Origin of the sequence: Pseudomonas sp. 58(2021) (genome assembly GCF_017491585.1) — a bacterium.
GTDB classification, from domain to species: Bacteria; Pseudomonadota; Gammaproteobacteria; order Pseudomonadales; family Pseudomonadaceae; genus Aquipseudomonas; species Aquipseudomonas fluorescens_BT.
In genome coordinates this window covers 13,263-32,632 of record NZ_JAFGYZ010000003.1, presented here as the reverse complement: position 1 = coordinate 32,632, position 19,370 = coordinate 13,263, and the positions used below count along the sequence as shown (strand labels likewise).

The 19,370-nt window shown below is 61.4% G+C and carries 16 protein-coding genes and 1 pseudogene; 15 read left to right on the top strand and 2 right to left on the bottom strand.

Translation table 11 applies throughout. The features are described from left to right. Position 1: 1 nt before the first annotated feature. Together J5M72_RS03940 and J5M72_RS03935 are read left to right on the top strand one after the other, a co-directional pair. Complete coding sequence (locus J5M72_RS03940) at positions 2-1,597, top strand: iron ABC transporter permease (protein WP_169430474.1); 1,596 nt, start codon at positions 2-4, stop codon at positions 1,595-1,597. Beyond that, positions 1,594-2,652: an ABC transporter ATP-binding protein gene (locus J5M72_RS03935; RefSeq protein ID WP_207864115.1), complete on the top strand. Its 1,059-nt coding sequence runs from the start codon at positions 1,594-1,596 to the stop codon at positions 2,650-2,652. The genes J5M72_RS03940 and J5M72_RS03935 overlap by 4 nt, the downstream gene beginning before the upstream one ends. Positions 2,653-2,659: 7 nt before the next feature. On the opposite strand, the gene J5M72_RS03930 is transcribed toward J5M72_RS03935, so the two are convergent. After that, on the bottom strand, positions 2,660-3,583 hold the full coding sequence (locus tag J5M72_RS03930; protein ID WP_347709513.1) for a tyrosine-type recombinase/integrase: 924 nt from the start codon (positions 3,581-3,583) through the stop codon (positions 2,660-2,662). A gap of 387 nt (positions 3,584-3,970) precedes the next feature. Here J5M72_RS03930 and arnB point away from each other — a divergent pair, with 387 nt between their 5' ends. From arnB to J5M72_RS03880, 10 genes and pseudogenes are all read left to right on the top strand, one after another. Continuing rightward, positions 3,971-5,122, top strand: a complete 1,152-nt coding sequence (gene arnB, locus J5M72_RS03925; protein ID WP_207864114.1) for a UDP-4-amino-4-deoxy-L-arabinose aminotransferase — start codon at positions 3,971-3,973, stop codon at positions 5,120-5,122. After that, entirely contained in the window at positions 5,119-6,141 is a 1,023-nt protein-coding gene (gene arnC / locus J5M72_RS03920) for an undecaprenyl-phosphate 4-deoxy-4-formamido-L-arabinose transferase (protein WP_169430478.1), read from the top strand. The genes arnB and arnC overlap by 4 nt, the downstream gene beginning before the upstream one ends. Beyond that, a complete protein-coding gene (arnA, locus tag J5M72_RS03915) occupies positions 6,138-8,129 on the top strand; it encodes a bifunctional UDP-4-amino-4-deoxy-L-arabinose formyltransferase/UDP-glucuronic acid oxidase ArnA (protein ID WP_207864112.1) in 1,992 nt (663 codons plus the stop codon). The genes arnC and arnA overlap by 4 nt, the downstream gene beginning before the upstream one ends. Beyond that, on the top strand, positions 8,129-9,013 hold the full coding sequence (arnD, locus tag J5M72_RS03910) for a 4-deoxy-4-formamido-L-arabinose-phosphoundecaprenol deformylase (protein WP_207864110.1): 885 nt from the start codon (positions 8,129-8,131) through the stop codon (positions 9,011-9,013). The genes arnA and arnD overlap by 1 nt, the downstream gene beginning before the upstream one ends. Further along, complete coding sequence (arnT, locus tag J5M72_RS03905) at positions 9,010-10,659, top strand: lipid IV(A) 4-amino-4-deoxy-L-arabinosyltransferase (RefSeq protein WP_207864108.1); 1,650 nt, start codon at positions 9,010-9,012, stop codon at positions 10,657-10,659. The genes arnD and arnT overlap by 4 nt, the downstream gene beginning before the upstream one ends. Then, positions 10,656-11,000, top strand: a complete 345-nt coding sequence (arnE, locus tag J5M72_RS03900; protein WP_169430482.1) for a 4-amino-4-deoxy-L-arabinose-phosphoundecaprenol flippase subunit ArnE — start codon at positions 10,656-10,658, stop codon at positions 10,998-11,000. Before arnT ends, arnE begins: the two co-directional genes overlap by 4 nt. Beyond that, the gene (gene arnF, locus J5M72_RS03895; protein ID WP_207864106.1) at positions 10,997-11,410 is read left to right on the top strand and encodes a 4-amino-4-deoxy-L-arabinose-phosphoundecaprenol flippase subunit ArnF; all 414 of its coding nucleotides are present in this window, start codon (positions 10,997-10,999) and stop codon (positions 11,408-11,410) included. The genes arnE and arnF overlap by 4 nt, the downstream gene beginning before the upstream one ends. Then, a pseudogene (locus J5M72_RS03890) lies at positions 11,407-12,797 on the top strand (UDP-glucose/GDP-mannose dehydrogenase family protein); the annotation flags it as partial. The gene arnF and the pseudogene J5M72_RS03890, both read left to right, overlap by 4 nt. After that, entirely contained in the window at positions 12,783-14,381 is a 1,599-nt protein-coding gene (locus J5M72_RS03885; RefSeq protein ID WP_207864510.1) for a glycosyltransferase family 39 protein, read from the top strand. The pseudogene J5M72_RS03890 and the gene J5M72_RS03885, both read left to right, overlap by 15 nt. Positions 14,382-14,443: 62 nt before the next feature. Further along, on the top strand, positions 14,444-14,962 hold the full coding sequence (locus tag J5M72_RS03880; RefSeq protein ID WP_207864102.1) for a GNAT family N-acetyltransferase: 519 nt from the start codon (positions 14,444-14,446) through the stop codon (positions 14,960-14,962). Position 14,963: 1 nt separating this feature from the next. Here J5M72_RS03880 and J5M72_RS03875 read toward each other — a convergent pair whose 3' ends face one another. Then, the gene (locus J5M72_RS03875) at positions 14,964-15,929 is read right to left on the bottom strand and encodes a LysR family transcriptional regulator (protein WP_207864100.1); all 966 of its coding nucleotides are present in this window, start codon (positions 15,927-15,929) and stop codon (positions 14,964-14,966) included. 298 nt (positions 15,930-16,227) lie between these two features. On the opposite strand from J5M72_RS03875, the gene argH reads away from it, so the two are divergent. The 3 genes from argH (at position 16,228) to J5M72_RS03860 (ending at position 19,370) form a co-directional block, all read left to right on the top strand. Continuing rightward, positions 16,228-17,655 (top strand): argininosuccinate lyase, encoded by a 1,428-nt coding sequence (argH, locus tag J5M72_RS03870; RefSeq protein ID WP_085745592.1) that lies wholly within the window; start codon positions 16,228-16,230, stop codon positions 17,653-17,655. Positions 17,656-17,716: 61 nt separating this feature from the next. Continuing rightward, positions 17,717-18,595, top strand: a complete 879-nt coding sequence (locus J5M72_RS03865) for an amino acid ABC transporter permease (RefSeq protein ID WP_207864098.1) — start codon at positions 17,717-17,719, stop codon at positions 18,593-18,595. A 10-nt stretch (positions 18,596-18,605) separates the two neighbouring features. Then, positions 18,606-19,370 (top strand): amino acid ABC transporter ATP-binding protein, encoded by a 765-nt coding sequence (locus J5M72_RS03860; RefSeq protein WP_064381510.1) that lies wholly within the window; start codon positions 18,606-18,608, stop codon positions 19,368-19,370.

Genomic DNA, 19,370 nt, shown 5'->3' with positions numbered 1-19,370 from the left:
GATGCCTGAAACTCTACCGGCGGGGATCGCTGTGGCGCCCCCCGCCAAACGGTCACGCAGACCCCGCGCCCTCAACGGGCGCGGAAGTCCCTGGGTGGTCGTATTGGCGGTCGGCGTGTCGCTGCTGTCACTTCTGCCGATCGCATTTGTCATCGGGGTGTCGTGGTACACCGGCTGGGCGACGATCGAAGCCATGATCTTTCGCCCACGGGTAGCAGAGCTGTTGATCAACACCGTGCTGCTGGTACTGATCACCCTGCCGATCTGCATTGTGCTCGGCATCACTCTGGCCTGGCTCACCGAACGTACCGACCTGCCGGGACGGCGATTGTGGTCAGTGCTGGCCGTCGCGCCGCTGGCGGTACCGGCGTTTGTACACAGCTATGCGTGGGTCAGTCTGGTTCCATCGATCAATGGACTGCCGGCTGGCGTGCTGGTGTCGGTGATCGCCTATTTCCCGTTCCTTTATCTGCCGATCGCGGCGACATTGCGTCGTCTCGACCCGGCGATAGAAGACGTTGCCGAATCACTCGGACTAAAACCGTGGGCCGTATTCTTCCGGGTGGTGCTGCCGCAATTGCGGCTGGCGATCTGTGGCGGGGCGCTGTTGGTGGGCTTGCACTTGCTTGCCGAGTACGGTCTGTACGCGATGATCCGCTTCGACACCTTCACCACGGCCATTTTCGATCAGTTCAAATCCACTTTTAACGGCCCGGCCGCCAACATGCTTGCCAGTGTTCTGGCGCTGTGTTGTCTGGCGATGCTGACCGTGGAATCCGCCGCTCGTGGCCATGCACGATATGCCCGGGTCGGTTCCGGCAGCGCCCGGGAACAGCGGACCGTGGGCCTGAAACGCAGCACCGCCACATTGGGCCTGTGCCTGCAAACCCTGACCTGCCTGCTGGCCCTCGGTGTCCCGATGCTCACGCTGGGCAGATGGCTGATCGCCGGGGGCGCTGAAGTCTGGCAGGGCGAAGAGTTGTTGCCGGCCTTGCTTCAAACCCTGTCATTCGGCGTGGCCGGTGCATTACTGACCAGCCTTGCGGCGATCCCGATTGCCTGGCTGTCGATCCGTGCGCCCGGCAAACTGCAACGTCTGCTCGAAGGCTGCAACTACATCACCAGCTCTCTGCCGGGGATTGTCGTGGCGCTGGCGCTGGTCACCGTGACGATCCACTTCGCCCGGCCGATCTATCAGACCACCATCACCGTGCTGCTGGCGTACCTGCTGATGTTCCTGCCGCGGGCGCTGGTCAGCCTGCGTGCCGGTTTCGCTCAGGCGCCCGTGGAGCTGGAAAACATCGCGCAAAGCCTCGGCCGCTCGCCGTTGCGCGCCTTGTGGCTGATCACCCTGCGCCTGGCTGCGCCCGGTGCGGCGGCGGGTGCAGCACTGGTGTTCCTGGCGATTACCAATGAACTGACCGCGACCCTGTTGCTCGCGCCCAACGGCACGCGCACCCTGGCCACCGGTTTCTGGGCCATGACCAGCGAGATCGACTACGCCGCCGCAGCGCCTTACGCGCTGCTGATGATCGTAATTTCGCTGCCGCTCACCGCCATCCTCTATCACCAATCCAGGCGCAGTGCCGGCCGATGAACGCTCTCGACATCATCAATCTCAGCAAATCCTTCGGCGCGCAAACGGCGCTGGATACCATCAATCTGTCGGTCCCGACCGGCAGCCGCACGGTGATCGTCGGCCCGTCAGGCTCGGGCAAGACCACGCTGTTGCGGATGATTGCCGGCTTCGAGTTTCCCGACGCCGGCAGCCTGTCGCTCAACGGCCAGACGCTGGTCGACAGCACCCACGCCGTGCCTGCCTACCAGCGCCAGATTGGCTATGTTCCGCAGGATGGCGCGCTGTTCCCGCACATGAGCGTGGCCGACAACATCGGCTTCGGGCTTGCCGTCACCGGCAGCGCCAGGACCGAGCGCATTCAGACGCTGATGGACAGCGTGGCCCTCAACGCCAGCATGGCCAGCCGCTGGCCCCATGAATTGTCAGGCGGCCAGCAGCAACGGGTCGCCCTCGCCCGTGCCCTGGCCCAGCAACCACGCTTGATGCTGCTGGACGAGCCCTTTTCCGCCCTCGACACCGGCCTGCGCGCCGACATGCGCAAAATGGTCGCCCGCCTGCTGGAGAGCGCCGGCGTGACCACAATCCTGGTCACCCACGATCAAAGCGAAGCGCTGTCATTTGCCGACCAGTTGGCCGTGATGCGTGACGGGCGACTGGTACAGTCGGGGCATCCGATGGACCTGTACCGCTACCCGGACGACGAGCAGACTGCAAGGTTTCTTGGGGAAGCGGTGGTCATGCCGGCGCGGATCGAGGCTGGCTGGGCCCACTGCGATCTGGGACGGGTGGCGGTGAACATCAACGGCTTTTCCGGTCCGGCGCAGATCATGCTGCGCCCCGAGCAGCTGCAATTGTCCGATCTCCCCGACGATCCGCAAGGCTGCAATGCCGTCGTCACCGACCGCGATTTCGGCGGCAATACCTGCACGTTGACGGTTGAACTGCTTGCCGGAGCCAGAGAAGCCTGCGGCCGTTCATTGCTGGTGCGCAGCTCCGGGATGCACGCGCCGCCGGCGGGCAGCGCGGTGCAGTTGTCGGTTCTCGGGGCCGCGCACGTCTTCGAGGTGCGGTGACGCTTTTCTACAGGTCGAAACGGTCCACGGCGCGGCGACGTTCATTGTCGTCGCGCACGTCGTAGTTGGCGGTGGTCTGGATATTGCTGTGGTGCGCCAGTTTCTGGGCAATCGACAGGTCATGCTCTTCAATGACCCGGGTGATGAAGGAACGTCGGAAATCGTGCGGCATGATCTTCACCCCGACCTGTGTGCCACGCTGGCGGGCAATGTAATAGATCGCGTGCTTGGTGATGCGCTCTCGGGTGATATGGCTGCCACGGCGAATGCGATTGAACAGAAACACATCGTCGCTCTCGCCTTCGTTGAGCTGTGAACGGCGAAATTCCAGCCAGGCGTTGAGCTTGGCAAAGGCCCAGGCCGGCGCGTACTTGATCAGTTGTTTGTTGCCCTTGGCGGTGACGCAAAGACTGCGCTCGGCGAAATCCACCTGGCTCAGGTCCAGGTCCACCGATTCCGACTTGCGCATGCCGGTGCCGTACAGCAATGCAATCACGGCCGCATCACGCAGCCCCTGCGGACGCGGATCCGCCGCACAGACTTCCATCAACTCATGGATCAGCGTGCGCTTCAGATTGCGCCCCTGAGACAGCCGCGTACCGGCAATCCCCTTGACCGAGCGCATTTTCAACAGGTGATCCTGGCTGATCAGGCTCATGCGCCAGGCTTCGTTCATGACACCACGAATGGCGTTTACATAAAGTGAAGAGGTGTTGGGGGCATAGTTGTCTGCACGCAATGCCGCCACTAACGCCACAACATCCTCGGGTTGTAAGGCGTGCCATGCAATGTCCTCGACATTCATGTCTTCGAAGCCGAGACGATCGGCGGCATCTTGTAAAACGTACCGCATTGTGAGTTGGCTGGAAGGTGCCAAACGCGCCAGATACAAGGACAAAGGATTACTTGCGATGGATTCTGAAGGGGTAATGGGTAAGCTGCTCAAACGAAAGGCCTTGAGTAAAAACAGTCCAGCACAACAACTAACAACTGCAATGAACTTGATGTAAAGAAGAGTCTTTTAGTAGGACTTTTCAGATAAAACCGCGGAAATCTGAACAGCGGCTGTATGAATTTAAGATAAACGATTCGCCGACCGGTTTTTCATATTCCTTTCACAAAATCGGGAATAACCTTAGCTAGATAGGTCCTCAGTCGGTAACGCCCAACCTGCCGGGCATCGCCTGAAAAGTCAACCAACCCCCGACGTCATGCTTACCAAGCAACTCGTTGATGCAAAACCTGTTTTTTGCGTCTACGCTGGGATTGGATCCGATGAACAGATGGATCTGTCCATTTTTTTCGCAATGAGGTGTCCATGAGTCAGGCGTTTCTCCCCTTCTCTCGCCCGAGTATCGGCGATGAAGAAATTGCGGCTGTCGAGCAGGTTCTGCGCTCGGGCTGGATCACCACCGGGCCGAAAAACCAGGCACTTGAAGAACAGTTCGCGCAGTACGTGGGATGCAAGCACGCCGTTGCACTGTCGTCTGCCACCGGCGGCATGCACATGACCCTGCTGGCCCTGGGTATCGGCCCCGGCGATGAAGTCATCACGCCGTCGCAGACCTGGGTCTCCACCGCCAACATGATTTCCCTGCTGGGCGCCACGCCGGTGTTCGTCGATGTCGACCGCGACACCCTGATGACCGACGCCGCCCGCATCGAAGCCGCCATCACGCCACGCACCAAGGCCATCATTCCGGTGCACTACGCCGGTGCCGCCTTCGATCTGGATCCGCTCTATGCACTGGCGGACAAGCACGGCATCGCCGTGATCGAAGACGCCGCCCATGCTGCCGGGACCCGCTACAAGGGCCGCCATGTCGGTTCCCGGGGCACCGCGATCTTCTCGTTCCACGCGATCAAGAACATGACCTGCGCCGAAGGCGCGATGTTCGTCACCGACGACGAAGCCCTGGCCAACCGTGTGCGCATGCTCAAGTTCCACGGTCTGGGCGTCGATGCCTACGACCGCCTGACCGGTGGCCGCAAGCCGCAGGCCCAGGTCATGGAGCCGGGCTTCAAGTACAACCTGGCCGACATCAACGCCGCCATTGCCCTGGTGCAACTGGAGCGTCTGGACGCCATCAACGCCCGCCGCACCGAACTGGCCGGTCAATACCTGCGAAAGCTCGAAGGCCTGCCCGTACAGCCGCTGGCCGTGCCGCAGCAATACGCCCAGCAACACGCCTGGCACCTGTTTATCCTGCGCATCGACAGCGAGCGCTGCGGGATGGATCGCGAAGCCTTCATGAAGGGCCTGCAGGACCAAGGCATCGGCACCGGTATCCATTTCATCGCCACCCACCTGCACACCTGGTACCGCCAGCGTGACCCTGACCTGTACCTGCCCGACACCGAATGGAACTCGGCGCGGCTGTGCTCCATTCCGCTTTTCCCCGACATGACCGACCAGGATCTGGATCGTGTTGTCGGCGCCATCGCCACTCTTATGGACAAACGCTCGTGAGACCTTACCCGATTAAATGCGTGTCGATCGTCATCCCGGTCTACAACGAACAGGACAGTTTGCCCGAGCTGCTTCGACGCACAGAGGCAGCCTGCGCCCAACTCAGACATGACTACGAAATCGTGCTGGTCGACGACGGCAGCCGCGACGAGTCGGCCAGCATGCTGGAAGAAGCCGCCGGTCGCGAAAACAGCCCGTTCGTGGCGGTCATCCTCAACCGCAACTATGGTCAGCACGCTGCGATCATGGCCGGTTTCGAGCAGTGCAAGGGCGACGTGGTCATTACCCTCGACGCTGACCTGCAGAACCCGCCGGAAGAAATTCCGCGCCTGGTGGCCGAAGCCGAAAAGGGTTACGACGTCGTCGGTACCGTGCGCGGCAACCGTCAGGATTCGGCCCTGCGCCGCTACCCGTCAAAGCTGATCAACCTCGCCGTGCAACGCTCCACGGGCGTGGCCATGAGCGACTACGGCTGCATGCTGCGCGCCTACCGCCGCACCATCATCGACGCGATGCTCGCCTGCCGCGAACGCAGCACGTTCATTCCGATCCTGGCCAACAGCTTCGCCCGCCACACCACCGAAATCGTCGTGGCCCACGCCGAGCGTGAACACGGTGATTCGAAATACAGCCCGATGCGCCTGATCAACCTGATGTTCGATCTGGTCACCTGCATGACCACCACGCCGCTGCGTCTGCTGAGCATCGTCGGCTTCGCGATGGCAGGTCTGGGTGCGCTGTTCGCCGTTGCGCTGATCGTCCTGCGCCTGGCATTCGGCGCGGTCTGGGCCGGTGACGGCACGTTCGTACTGTTTGCGGTGCTGTTCGTGTTCACCGGTGGCCAGTTCATCGGCATGGGTCTGCTGGGTGAATACCTGGGACGCATGTACAGCGACGTGCGCGCCCGCCCGCGCTTCTTCATTGAAAAGGTGTTGCGCAGCCAGCCGGCCTCCCCGGCGCCTGCGGTCACCGTTGACGGCCTTACTTCCAATTCCACTTCCGATCAGGTTCTCTCATGAGTGCAAAAACTGTTGTCTTCGCTTACCACGATATTGGCTGCGCCGGCATTGAAGCCCTGCTTAACAGCGGCTACGACATTGCAGCAGTGTTCACTCACGCCGACGATCCGAAAGAAAACGCCTTCTACGCCTCGGTTGCGCAACTGTGCGCCAGCAAAGGCATCCCGGTTCACGCGCCGGAAGACGCCAACCACCCGCTGTGGATCGAGCGCATCGCCAAGCTCGACCCTGATTACATTTTCTCGTTCTACTACCGCAACCTGCTGAGCGAGCAACTGCTGGCCCTGGCCAAAAAAGGCGCGTTCAACCTGCACGGCTCGCTGTTGCCACGCTACCGTGGCCGCGCACCGGCCAACTGGGTGCTGGTCAACGGCGAAACCGAAACCGGCGTCACCCTGCACCGCATGGTCAAGCGCGCCGATGCCGGCGCCATCGTTGCCCAGCAACGCGTTGCCATCGAGCGCAGCGATACCGGTCTGACCCTGCACGCCAAACTGCGCACTGCCGCCAGCGACCTGCTGCGTGACACTCTGCCGAACATGCTGCAAGGCAAGATCACCGAAACCCCGCAAGACGAATCCAAGGCCACCGTATTCGGCCGTCGTACGCCGGCTGACGGCAAGCTGGTCTGGGCCAGACCGGCCGAGCAGCTGTTCAACCTGGTTCGCGCCGTGACCCGTCCGTACCCGGGCGCCTTCTGCGCCGTGGGCGAGCACAAGCTGATCGTCTGGAGCGCCGAAGTCGTCAAGGGCAATGAAGGTCAGGCTCCAGGTCGCGTGATCAGCGTCGATCCGCTGCGCATCGCCTGCGGTGAAGACTCGCTGGTGATCAATGCCGGTCAGCGCAACGACAACGGTCTGTACCTGAGCGGCCCGCAACTGGCCAACGAACTCGGTCTGGTAGACGGTTCGCTGCTGCGCGGTGCCGAGTCCGGCCGTGCACCACGCCGCACCCGCGTGCTGATCCTCGGTGTCAACGGCTTCATCGGTAACCACCTGTCCGAGCGCCTGCTGCGTGACGACCGCTACGAAGTCTATGGTCTGGACATCGGTTCCGACGCCATTGATCGTCTGCGCAGCCACCCGAACTTCCACTTCGTCGAAGGTGACATCAGCATTCACTCCGAGTGGATCGAGTACCACATCAAGAAGTGCGACGTGGTCCTGCCGCTGGTGGCCATCGCCACCCCGATCGAATACACCCGCAACCCGCTGCGCGTATTCGAGCTGGACTTCGAAGAAAACCTGAAACTGGTTCGCTACTGCGTCAAGTACAACAAACGCGTGATCTTCCCGTCGACCTCGGAAGTCTATGGCATGTGCCAGGACAAGAACTTCGACGAAGACAACTCGAACCTGATCGTCGGTCCGATCAACAAGCAGCGCTGGATCTACTCGGTGTCCAAGCAACTGCTGGACCGCGTGATCTGGGCTTACGGCGCCAAAGGCCTGAACTTCACCCTGTTCCGTCCGTTCAACTGGATGGGCCCGCGTCTGGACCGTCTGGATTCGGCCCGTATCGGCAGCTCCCGCGCCATCACCCAACTGATCCTGAACCTGGTGGAAGGCACCCCGATCCGCCTGTTCGACGGCGGCGAGCAGAAACGCTGCTTCACCGACATCGCTGACGGCGTCGAAGCCCTGGCACGCATCATCGACAACGACAACGATGTCTGCAACGGCCAGATCATCAACATCGGCAACCCGGAAAACGAAGCCAGCATCCGTCAGCTGGGCGAAGAACTGCTGCGTCAGTTCGAAGCTCACCCGCTGCGCAGCAACTTCCCTCCGTTCGCCGGTTTCCGCGACGTGGAAAGCAAGGCGTTCTACGGTGCCGGCTACCAGGACGTGGAACACCGCAAGCCAAGCATCGCCAACGCCAAGCGCCTGCTGAACTGGGAGCCAACCGTGGAAATGCGCCAGACCATCGGCAACACCCTGGACTTCTTCCTGCGTGAAGCCATGCTCGAAATCGCGGACAAGCGTTGATGCAGGCAGGTCTTCGTATCGATGTCGACACCTACCGAGGCACCCGTGAAGGGGTGCCCCGGTTGCTGGAAATCCTCGACGAAGCGCAGGTCAAGGCAACGTTTTTCTTCAGTGTCGGCCCGGACAACATGGGTCGACATCTGTGGCGCCTGATCCGCCCGCAATTCCTCTGGAAAATGCTGCGTTCCAACGCCGCCGGCCTGTATGGCTGGGACATCCTGCTGGCCGGGACCGCGTGGCCGGGCAAACCGATCGGTCGCGATCTCGGGCACCTGATGCGTCAGGCCCGGGACGCCGGCCATGAAGTCGGCCTGCACGCCTGGGATCACCACGGCTGGCAGGCCAATGCCGGGACCTGGAGCGACGCGCAACTGATCGAACAGATCCGTCGCGGCGTCGACACCCTGAGCGACATCATCGGCGAGAAGATCCAGTGCTCGGCCGCCGCCGGCTGGCGCGCGGACGAGCGCGTGATCGAAGCCAAAGAGACCTTCGGTTTTCGCTATAACAGCGATTGCCGCGGGAATCGGCTGTTTCGACCGCTGCTGGCCGATGGTTCAGCTGGCGCGCCGCAGATTCCGGTGGACATGCCGACGTTCGATGAGGTGGTCGGCCCGAGCGTGGCGGCGAAGGATTTCAACGCCTTCATTCTTGACCGGTTCCACCCGGACAACCTCAATAACTACACCATTCATGCCGAAGTAGAAGGGATTCTGATGGCCGAAGATTTTCGCCGTTTGCTGGCCGATGCACGCCAGCGAGAAATCAACTTCCAGCCCTTGGGTGACCTGTTGCCCGAGTTTCTCAACACATTGCCTGTCGGCCGTGTGCAACGTGGCGTCCTCGAAGGCCGTGAAGGCTGGCTGGGAGTGCAAGGGGCATGAGCAAACGCTGGGCATTGCCGCTGCTGATCGGACTGTTTCTGCTTGCCTACCTGCTGCCACTCGGCACCCATGGCCTGTGGATTCCCGACGAAACCCGTTACGCCCAGATCAGCCAGGACATGCTGCTGAGCGGCAACTGGGTGTCCCCGCATTTCATGGGCCTGCGTTATTTCGAGAAACCGATTGCCGGTTACTGGATGATCGCGCTGGGTCAGGAACTGTTCGGACAAAACCTGTTCGGCGTCCGCTTCGCCTCGGCCCTCAGCACCGGTTTGAGCGTGCTGCTGTGCTTCCTGGTCGCCCGTCGCCTGTGGAACGAACCGAGCAAGAGCTTCATCTGCGCCTTGCTCTACATGAGCTTCACGGTGGTTGCCGGTCAGGCGGGTTATGCCAACCTCGATCCGCAGTTCACCTTCTGGGTCAACCTGAGCCTTGTCGCCCTGTGGTTTGCCGTTGACAGCCGCAGTACCTGGCAACGTGTGATCAGTTGGGCGGTCCTGGGGCTGGCCTGCGGCATGGGGTTCATGACCAAGGGTTTTCTCGCCTGGCTGCTGCCGGTGTTGATCGCCCTGCCCTGGATGCTCTGGCAGAAGCGCTGGCGTGAACTGCTGATCTACGGTCCGGTGGCGGTTGCCGTGGCGATCGTCGTCAGCCTGCCGTGGGTCCTCGCGGTTCACGCGCAGGAACCGGACTACTGGCGGTTCTTCTTCTGGCACGAACACATCCGCCGCTTTGCCGGTGACGATGCCCAGCACGATGCACCGTGGTGGTTCTACCTTCCGCTGCTGGTCGCGTTCAGCCTGCCGTGGGTCGGCATGCTGCCGCCGGCCTTCAAGCAGGCCTGGCAGACCCGTGCCCAACCGGGCATTGCTTTCCTGCTGTTGTGGCTGGTGATGCCCCTGGCGTTTTTCAGCACCGCCAACGGCAAACTGCCGACCTACATCCTGCCGTGCCTGCTGCCGCTGGCGCTGTTGCTGGGTCATGCCCTGGCCGACCGTTTGCGTCTGGAACAGGGCCGGGCACTGAGCATTAACGGCTTGCTTAACCTGGTTCTGGGTGTCGTCACGCTGATCGCACTGGTTTACCTGCAACTGAAAAAACCGGTGTACGACCATGAGCTGCACAGCATGGTGCTGGTGTTCATTGCCCTGATCGGCTGGATCATCGCCAACCTGGCGCAAGCGTTTCTGCCGCTGCAGTGCTGGGCCGCTCCGGCGCTCGGCAGTCTGTTGCTGATCGGCGTCCTGCCGGCCGCGCTGCCAAAGTCGGTGGTAGCCAACAAGACTCCGGACCAGTTCATCCTGCATCACCTCGACGAACTGTCCGGCACGGCTCACCTGCTGAGCAACGATCTCGGTGCCGCTTCGGCACTGGCCTGGCGCCTGAAGCAACCCAAAGTGGCGTTGTACAACACCGTGGGCGAGCTGAAGTACGGCCTGAGCTATCCAGAAGGCGCGGAACAGCGCATCACCACCGATGAAGTCCAGCAGTGGGTACGCGATGCCCGCCGCACCGGCTCGGTCGGCGTGGTCATGCGGGTCAAGGGTGACGACGAGCTGCATGAAGTCGACCTGCTGCCCAAGGACGGCACCCGTTACGAGCAAGGCAACCTGGTGATCATCGTCCTGCCCAAGGATCCGTCATGAGTGGGTTGCTGTTGCTGACGGCATGTCTGCTGACGTGCCTGGGCCAGGTTGCACAGAAATATGCCGTAGAGAGCTGGCGCGGTGTCGACTCGTCCTGGGCCGGCAAACTGCGCTCGCCCTGGCTGTGGCTGGCCCTGTTCGCACTGGGCTCGGGCCTGCTGGTCTGGCTGTTGGTGTTGCAACGCCTTGAAGTGGGCATCGCTTACCCGATGCTCAGCCTCAACTTTGTGCTGATCACACTGATCGCGCGTTTCGTGTTTCGCGAACCGATCGATCGCCGGCACTGGATCGGCGTCGCACTGGTGATCGGCGGCGTGGCACTGCTGGGGCAGCAGTCATGAGTCAGAAACGCGGAATCGGCTTCACGCTAGGCAGCGTACTGCTGGTCAGCGGCGCCCAACTGGGCATGCGCTGGAGCATGACGCGCCTGCCGCAGCCTGAACAATGGTTGTCCGCATTGACCACCGGCACCGTCGACCTGACGGCGCTGGCGGTGGTGTTCACGGCCATCGTCGCCTATGCGCTGTCGATGCTCTGCTGGCTCGCCGCCCTGCGTGATCTGCCGCTGGGCCGGGCCTATTCACTGCTGAGTATCAGTTATGCGCTGGTGTACCTGTTGGCGGCCAGTCTGCCGCTGTTCAACGAATCCTTCAGTTTCACCAAATCACTGGGCGTGGCACTGGTCATGCTCGGTGTCATCACTATCAACACTCGTCCGGCACAAGCGCCCGATTTGAGGAGTGCTCCATGAAAATCACAGTATTTGGAAGCGGTTACGTCGGCCTGGTGCAAGCCGCGGTTCTGGCAGAGGTCGGCCATGATGTCGTGTGCATGGATATCGATCAGAAGAAGGTCGAACTGCTCAGCCAGGGTCACGTCAGCATCTTCGAGCCGGGCCTGTCGAGCCTGGTCCGTGAAGGCCTGGATTCCGGTCGCCTGCACTTCACTTCCGATGAGAAAGCCGCCGTGCTTCACGGTCGCGTGGCGTTCATTGCCGTGGGCACTCCGTCCAGCGAGGATGGCTCGGCCGATTTGAAATACGTGCTGTCGGTAGGCGATGCCGTCGCCCGTCATCGCGAGCAACCGCTGATCCTGGTGGAAAAATCCACCGTACCGGTCGGCACCGGCGACACCCTGCGCGCACATATCCAGGCCGCGCTGGACAAGGCTGGTCGCGCGCTGCAGTTCGATATCGTCTCCAACCCGGAATTCCTCAAGGAAGGTTCGGCGGTCTCCGACTGCCGTCGCCCGGATCGCATCGTCATCGGCTGCGAAGGCGATGAAGTACGCGATGTGATGCGCGATCTGTACTCGCCGTTCAACCGCAACCATGACCGCATCATGTTCATGGACCTGCGCAGCGCCGAGCTGACTAAGTACGCCGCCAACTGCATGCTGGCGACCAAGATCAGTTTCATCAACCAGATCGCCGAACTGGCCGAGCACCTGGGCGCCGACATCGAATCGGTACGCCAGGGCATCGGCGCCGACACGCGCATCGGTTACCACTTCATCTATCCGGGCTGCGGCTACGGCGGCTCGTGCTTCCCCAAAGACATGCGCGCGCTGATCCACAGTGCCGAACAGGCCCATTGCTCCAGCGACCTGCTGCAAGCGGTCGAAGCGATCAACGAGCGTCAGAAGCACAAGCTGTTCGACCGCATCAACGCGTTCTACAAAGGCGATCTGCGCGGCAAGACCTTTGCCCTGTGGGGCCTGGCGTTCAAGCCGAACACCGACGACATGCGCGATGCGCCAAGCCGTGTGCTGCTCGACTCGCTGTTCGCCGCCGGCGCCAGCGTTCGTGCCTTCGACCCGGAAGCGATGCAGGAAACCCAGCATCTGTACCCGAATGAAGAGAAACTGATGCTGATGGGCACCCCTGAATCGGTGCTTGCCGGTTCCGACGCGCTGATCATCTGCACCGAATGGCAACAGTTCAAGGCACCGGATTTCGACCTGATCCAGCAACGCCTCAAGGATCCGGTGATCTTCGACGGCCGCAACCTGTACGACGCCGATCGCCTGTCGCGCAACGGCTTCAAGTACTTCCCGATCGGTCGCGGGGACTCGCGCAAATTGCCGATCCCGCTGCAACAATGGCCCAACACTGCGGCCGTCGCTTGATTACGTTGTCGCCTGCCATCCGCCGGCAGTCCCTGATCGCAGGGCTGCTGGCACTGTTGTTGTTTATCGCCGGGGTTTATGGACAGGCACCCATTGGCTTTGATTCACGCTTTGTACTGTTTGCCCAGGAAATGCTGCGACACGGGCCGACGGTATTTCCGACCACCTACGGCGAGCCTTACGCTGACTATTCGGCCGTCTCGACGCTGTTCATCTGGCTGTTGTCGCTGCCCTTCGGCGCGGTCAATACCCTGACCGCGTGGTTGCCCAGCGCCATCGCCGGCGGTGTGATCGTGACATTGATGTACCGCTTGCTGGCGGTGCATTCGCAACGCTGGGCATTGATCAGTATTGCGCTGTTGATGCTCACCAGCACTTTCGTCACGGAAGTCCGCGCAGTGTCGCAGGACCTGATGCTGGCCGCCGTTGCGTTGTCGGTGTTCTACCTGGGCTACGCACACGACCATTTCGGCTCCGGCCGGCGCTGGCCGCTGATTTTCGTCCTGTTGTTACTGGGTTTCGGCATCCGTGGGCCGATCGGGCTTGTGGTGCCAACCGGCATGCTCTGCAGTTATTACCTGCTCAACCGTCAGTGGACACGGCTGTTCGTGTTCGGTGTGCTGGCGTCGATCCTGCTCGCGGTGTGTGTCGGTCTGTTGTTGTGGCTGGCCAAACTCAGCGGTGGCGAGGCTTTCCTGCAAGACGTGATCCGCATGCAGTTCATGGGGCGCATGGATGGCAGTGAAGGTGTCAGCGGTTCGCTGTATTACTTCACCAGTTCAATGGGCAACTACGCGCTGGCTTATCCGCTGGCCATTGTGGCGCTGGCGGCGGCGTGGTTGAGCAAACCGCATCAGCGCGGGCCGGCGTTGCGCCTGGTGCAGTACTGCGCAGCAGCCGGGTTGATCGTCATGGTCGGTCTGTCGATTCCACAGGCAAAGAAAGCGCGTTACCTGCTGCCGATGCTGCCGATGGCAGCGATCATCGCGGCGTATCCGTTCCAGGTGGTTCACGGACGGGTATTCGCCTGGTTGCGCGGGATCGTTCAGGGCGTGTGGATGCTGACACCACTGTTGCTGATCGTTGCCCTGCTGGTTGCGCGACGCAAGTTCCCGGAGTTGTTGACCGGTGTCATGCCGGTGCTGATCGTGCTCGGCGCACTGCAACTGCTGGCATTGTCCCGACTGTGGAAGCCGCGCTGGCGTGCCGAAGTGTTGGCCCTGAGCGCCGTCCTGGCGTTGTGGACGGTCTATGCAGCCGTGTTCGAGCCGGTGGAGCGCGCACTCTACGACACCCGCTCTTTCAGTCGTGCGGCGTTCGCACAGGTTCAACAGAACCCGGCGCCGCTGGTGTTGCATGGCATGGGCAAAGACGCCAAGGCGATCAAGTTCATGGTCAACGTCGAGCAGGACCTGCAACCGCAGTTCACCGAGACCGTTCAGCAACTGGAGGCACTACAGGGGCCGGCCTGGCTGATCATGGACAGCAAGGATATGCAATCACTGCAAGGCACACCGCTGGCCAGCCTGCAACCGGTACTGAGCGGTCGCTTCGACAAGAACGATTACGTGTTGTTGTACCTGAAACCCTTGTAGACCCCGCTGAAGGCTGCGATCTTGCAGAGCTTCCCAAGATCGCAGCCATCGGCAGTTCCTGCATGACATTCCTCATTCGCCCCGCCCGGCCCGCAGACGCGGCCGCCCTCCCTGCCATCGAACGCTCGGCCGCTGAACTGTTTCGCCTCGACCCTGCGCTGGCCTGGCTGGCCGACAGCGATGTACCTGACGAGGCGCAACATTTGCAGGCCATCGAACAGGGACGTGTATGGGTTGCAGAGCATACTGTCGGACAACTTGCCGGTTTTTTAAGGGCGGTTGAAACCGACAGCCAGTTGCATATCGAGGAACTGTCCGTCGGCCAACACTTTCAGGGCCAGGGCATCGGCCGCAAGTTACTGTCGGGCGTGATTGAACACGCACGACGGCAGCAACTTGAAGCCGTCACGCTGACCACTTTTCGCGACCTGCCGTGGAATGCGCCGTTCTATCAACGCATGGGTTTTGTGCCTTTGAACGAAGTGGACGCCGGCCCCCGTTTGATCGAGGTACTCAACGACGAAATCGCCCACGGTTTGCCCGGCGAGCGACGTTGCGCGATGCGATTGATGCTCGGCTGAATTACAGCGGTGCCTTCAGATCAACACCCAACGCCCGGGCAAACGCCTTCACCAACGGACTGCGCACGGTGTTGTGACGCAGGATCAGATTGAACGGCGTGGCAATGTTGATGCGCTCCGGCAGCACCGCACGAAACTGCCCTGCCGCCACCAGCGTGGCCGCGTAATGCCGGGGCAGGAAGCCAACGAAACGCCCGGTCTTGATCAGCAGCGCCACGGCTTCGACCTGGGTCGCCGAAGCGGAAAAACTGTCGTAGCGGGCAAAGTTGAGCTTGTCACGATGGATCGCGTAGCGGTGGTTGATGCACTCGTAATCCTGCAGCACAGTGCTGTTCATCTGCGACTCCGGCATGTCGAACAATGGATGGCCGACAGCGCAGTAAACTTCCGAGCGTTCTTCATATAACGGGTAGTAATCGAACTCTTCGCGCTTTTGATATACAGGTACTATCCCGGCCACCAGACGCCCCTCTACGACGCCTCTTTCAACCTCATCCAGTTGCGTGGATTGAAGTTGAAACCTTACCTTCGGCGATTCCTCATTGATTCTTTTAAGCGCCGCAACTAACGGTGAACTTTCATCCGTGATCGTATTATCAATAACCCCCACACCAAGGTCACCAACAAGTTCATTCTGCGCCGAACTAAGCCGGTCGCGAAAGTTGTCAACCGACGCAAACAGATCAATCGACGCCTGATAAACCAGACGCCCCTCTTCGGTCAGGTGAAACCCCTCGCGACCTCGGGTACACAGGCGCATGCCGATACGGATTTCCAGGTCGGAGATCTGCTTGCTGATGGCCGCAAGGCCCACGTTCAGCTCGTTCTGCGCGGCGCTGAAGCCACCTGCCTCTACCACGGCCTTGAACACCTTGAGCAGTTTGAAATCCAGTCCGCTGAGGGCCAGCGGTGCTCGGTGAGCCGTTTTCAGCGGCGGGTTTCCGGAATTGGAAAGTGGGGTTTCCATAATGCTGATTTACCTCTGGCGCAATGTTCAACAATCTGTGTCCAACAACAAAAACATCGCCGACTAATAATAATGATCACAGAAAACAGGCCTTGGCAACCGCCAAAAAACCTCGAACATCAGTGCCAACTCACTGATCGCCAAACATGAAAAGCTGACACTTCGATCAGCTATTGTCTCTTTGCAACTGCCCTCTTGAAAACTGCTTTGGCCTGACTCTGTCCGCTAACTCTTCAGCGTGATTTTCAGGGCCCGGCACACCGATTTCAGTTCGCGTTACCGACGAGGAAAACAACAAATGTCTCAAACCACCGACCGTCTCTGGGGTGCCCGTTTCAAAAGCGGTCCGTCCGCAGCCCTGGCGGCCCTGTCCCGTTGCCCCGAGCGCTATTTCCGCCTGACGCCGTACGATCTGGCCGGCTCCAAGGCCCACGCCGGGGAACTGCAACGTGCCGGCCTGCTGGACGAGCAGGAAACCCGCACGATGATCGAAGCCCTGGACGGCATCGGTGCCGATTTCGCTGCCGGGCGCATCGCCCCGACGCTGGACGACGAAGACGTTCACACCTTCATCGAGCGCCTGTTGACCGAGCGCCTCGGCGCTCTGGGCGGCAAACTGCGCGCCGGCCGCTCACGCAACGACCAGACCGCCAATGATCTGCGCCTGTTCCTGCGTGACCACGTCCGCACCCTGGCCGTGGAAGTGTTGGCCCTGCAAACGGCGCTGGTGGATCAGGCCGAGCAACACGTCGAGAGCATCTGCCCGGGCTTCACTCACTTGCAGCAGGCGCAACCGATCGTGTTTGCCCATCACCTGTTGGCCCACGCGCAATCGATGCTGCGTGACGTGCAACGCCTGGTGGATTGGGACGCACGCACTTCGCTGTCGCCCCTCGGTGCCGCAGCCATGGCCGGTTCCGCCATCGCTCGCCAGCCGCAGCAGTCGGCCAAGGAAATGGGTTACGCCGGGGTCTGTGAAAACTCTATCGACGCCGTGGCCAGCCGCGATCACGTTGCCGAATTCCTGTTCATCGCCAGCATGCTCGGGATCAACATCTCGCGTCTGGCCGAAGAGTTCTGCCTGTGGTCGTCGCGCCAGTTCCGCTGGGTCGATCTGGACGACGCCTACGCCACCGGCAGTTCGATCATGCCGCAGAAGAAAAACCCGGACATCGCCGAACTGGCCCGGGGCAAGGCTGGACGCCTGATCGGCAACCTGACCGGTCTGCTGTCGACGCTCAAATCCCTGCCGCTGTCGTACAACCGCGACCTGAGCGAAGACAAGAACGGCGTGCTCGACAGCGTCGACACCCTGTTGCTGGTGCTGCCAGCGATGGCCGGGATGGTCGCGACCATGACCGTCAACGTCGAGGAACTGCGGCGTCAGGCACCGCTGGGTTTCACCCTCGCCACCGAAGTCGCCGACTGGCTGGCGGTGCGCGGCGTGCCGTTCAAGGAAGCCCACGAAATCACCGGCGCACTGGTGCAGGCCTGCGAAAAACACGACCTCGAATTGTGGGAAGCCTCGCCGGCGCTGCTGGCCGAGATCGACCCGCGCCTGACGGCAGATGTGCGTGACAGCCTGACCCTGGAAGCCGCCATCGCTGCCCGCAGCGGCTGGGGCGGCACCGCGCCGCAACAAGTGCGCGAGCAGATCGGCCGCCTGAAAACCGCCCTCGCCGCGCAGCAGCAGTGGACCGAAAACTACCAGGGCTTCCGCCTCTAAGCCGGGTCCCCCTCCCACCGGGAGGGGGGTGATCGATAAGTACAGTGTACGGAGAAACACCATGAGCCAGACTCAGGCAGAACGACTCCAGGCGGAGCGCAAACTGGCGGAAAACCAGTTCGACATTACCCAGTACCAGCATGTGCCACGGCGCTATTACGGGCGGATCTTCTTCGCCACCGTGATCGTCATCGCCATCATCGGCCTGGTGCGGGCCTTCGCCGAAGGCAAGATCGAATGGTCGTACATCGGCCAGTTCCTGACTTCCGAAGCGATCATGTGGGGCCTGCTCAACACGATCATCATGGCCGTTCTGGCCATGGCGCTGGGCATCGTGTTCGGGGTGATCACCGCGATCATGCGCATGTCGGCCAACCCGATCCTGCGTTACGTGGCAGTGACCTACACCTGGCTGTTTCGCGGTACGCCGCTGATTCTGCAACTGCTGTTGTGGTTCAACCTGGCGTTGATCTTCCCCACCATCGGCATTCCCGGCCTGTTCGAACTCGACACCGTCAGCCTGATGACGCCGTTCGTGGCCGCCCTGCTCGGCTTGAGCATCAACCAGGGCGCCTACACCGCTGAAGTGGTGCGCGCCGGTCTGCTGTCGGTGGACACCGGCCAGTACGAAGCTGCCAAGTCGATCGGCATGCCGCGCCTGCAAGCGCTGCGCCGGATCATTCTGCCCCAGGCCATGCGCATCATCATCCCGCCGGTAGGCAACGAATTCATCGGCATGGTGAAAATGACCTCGCTGGCGAGCGTGATCCAGTACTCGGAACTGCTCTACAACGCCCAGAACATCTACTACGCCAACGCCCGGGTCATGGAGCTGCTGATCGTCGCCGGTATCTGGTACCTGGCCACCGTCACCGTTCTGTCCTTTGGTCAAAGCCGTCTGGAGCGTCGTTTCGCTCGCGGCGCCGGCAAGCGTTCTTGAGGAATCCGTCATGAGAAGCATCGTCAAGGCCGTGAGCCTGAACAAATATTACGACCAGTACCACGCGCTCAAGGACATCAACATCGAGGTCGAGCAAGGCGAAGTGCTGTGCATCATCGGCCCGTCCGGCTCGGGCAAGAGCACCTTGCTGCGCTGCGTCAATCAGCTGGAAAAGATCGACAAGGGCGGCCTCTGGGTCGATGGCGAACTGGTGGGCTACCGCGTGGTCGGGCACAAACTGCACGAACTCAACGAGTCACAGATCGCCCGCCAGCGCCTGGCCACCGGCATGGTGTTCCAGCGTTTCAATCTGTTTCCGCACATGACTGTGCTGCAAAACATCATCGAGGGGCCGTGCCAGGTGCTCAAACGTTCGCCCAAGGAGGCGCACGAAGAAGCCCTGGAACTGCTGGCCCGGGTCGGTCTGGCTGACAAGCGCGACAGTTACCCGATCGAACTGTCGGGCGGTCAGCAGCAACGGGTAGCCATTGCCCGGGCCCTGGCCATGCGCCCCAAGCTGATGCTGTTCGATGAACCCACTTCGGCACTCGACCCGGAACTGGTCGGTGAGGTGCTGTCGGTGATGCGCGATCTGGCGCAGACCGGCATGACCATGATCGTCGTCACCCATGAACTGGGCTTCGCCCGGGAGGTTTCCAACCGCATGGTGTTCATGGACGGCGGGCAGATCGTGGAGGCTGGAAGCCCCGAAGAAATACTAATAAGTCCGCAAAACCCGCGCACCCAAAGCTTCATTTCTGCCGTTCGAACCTGA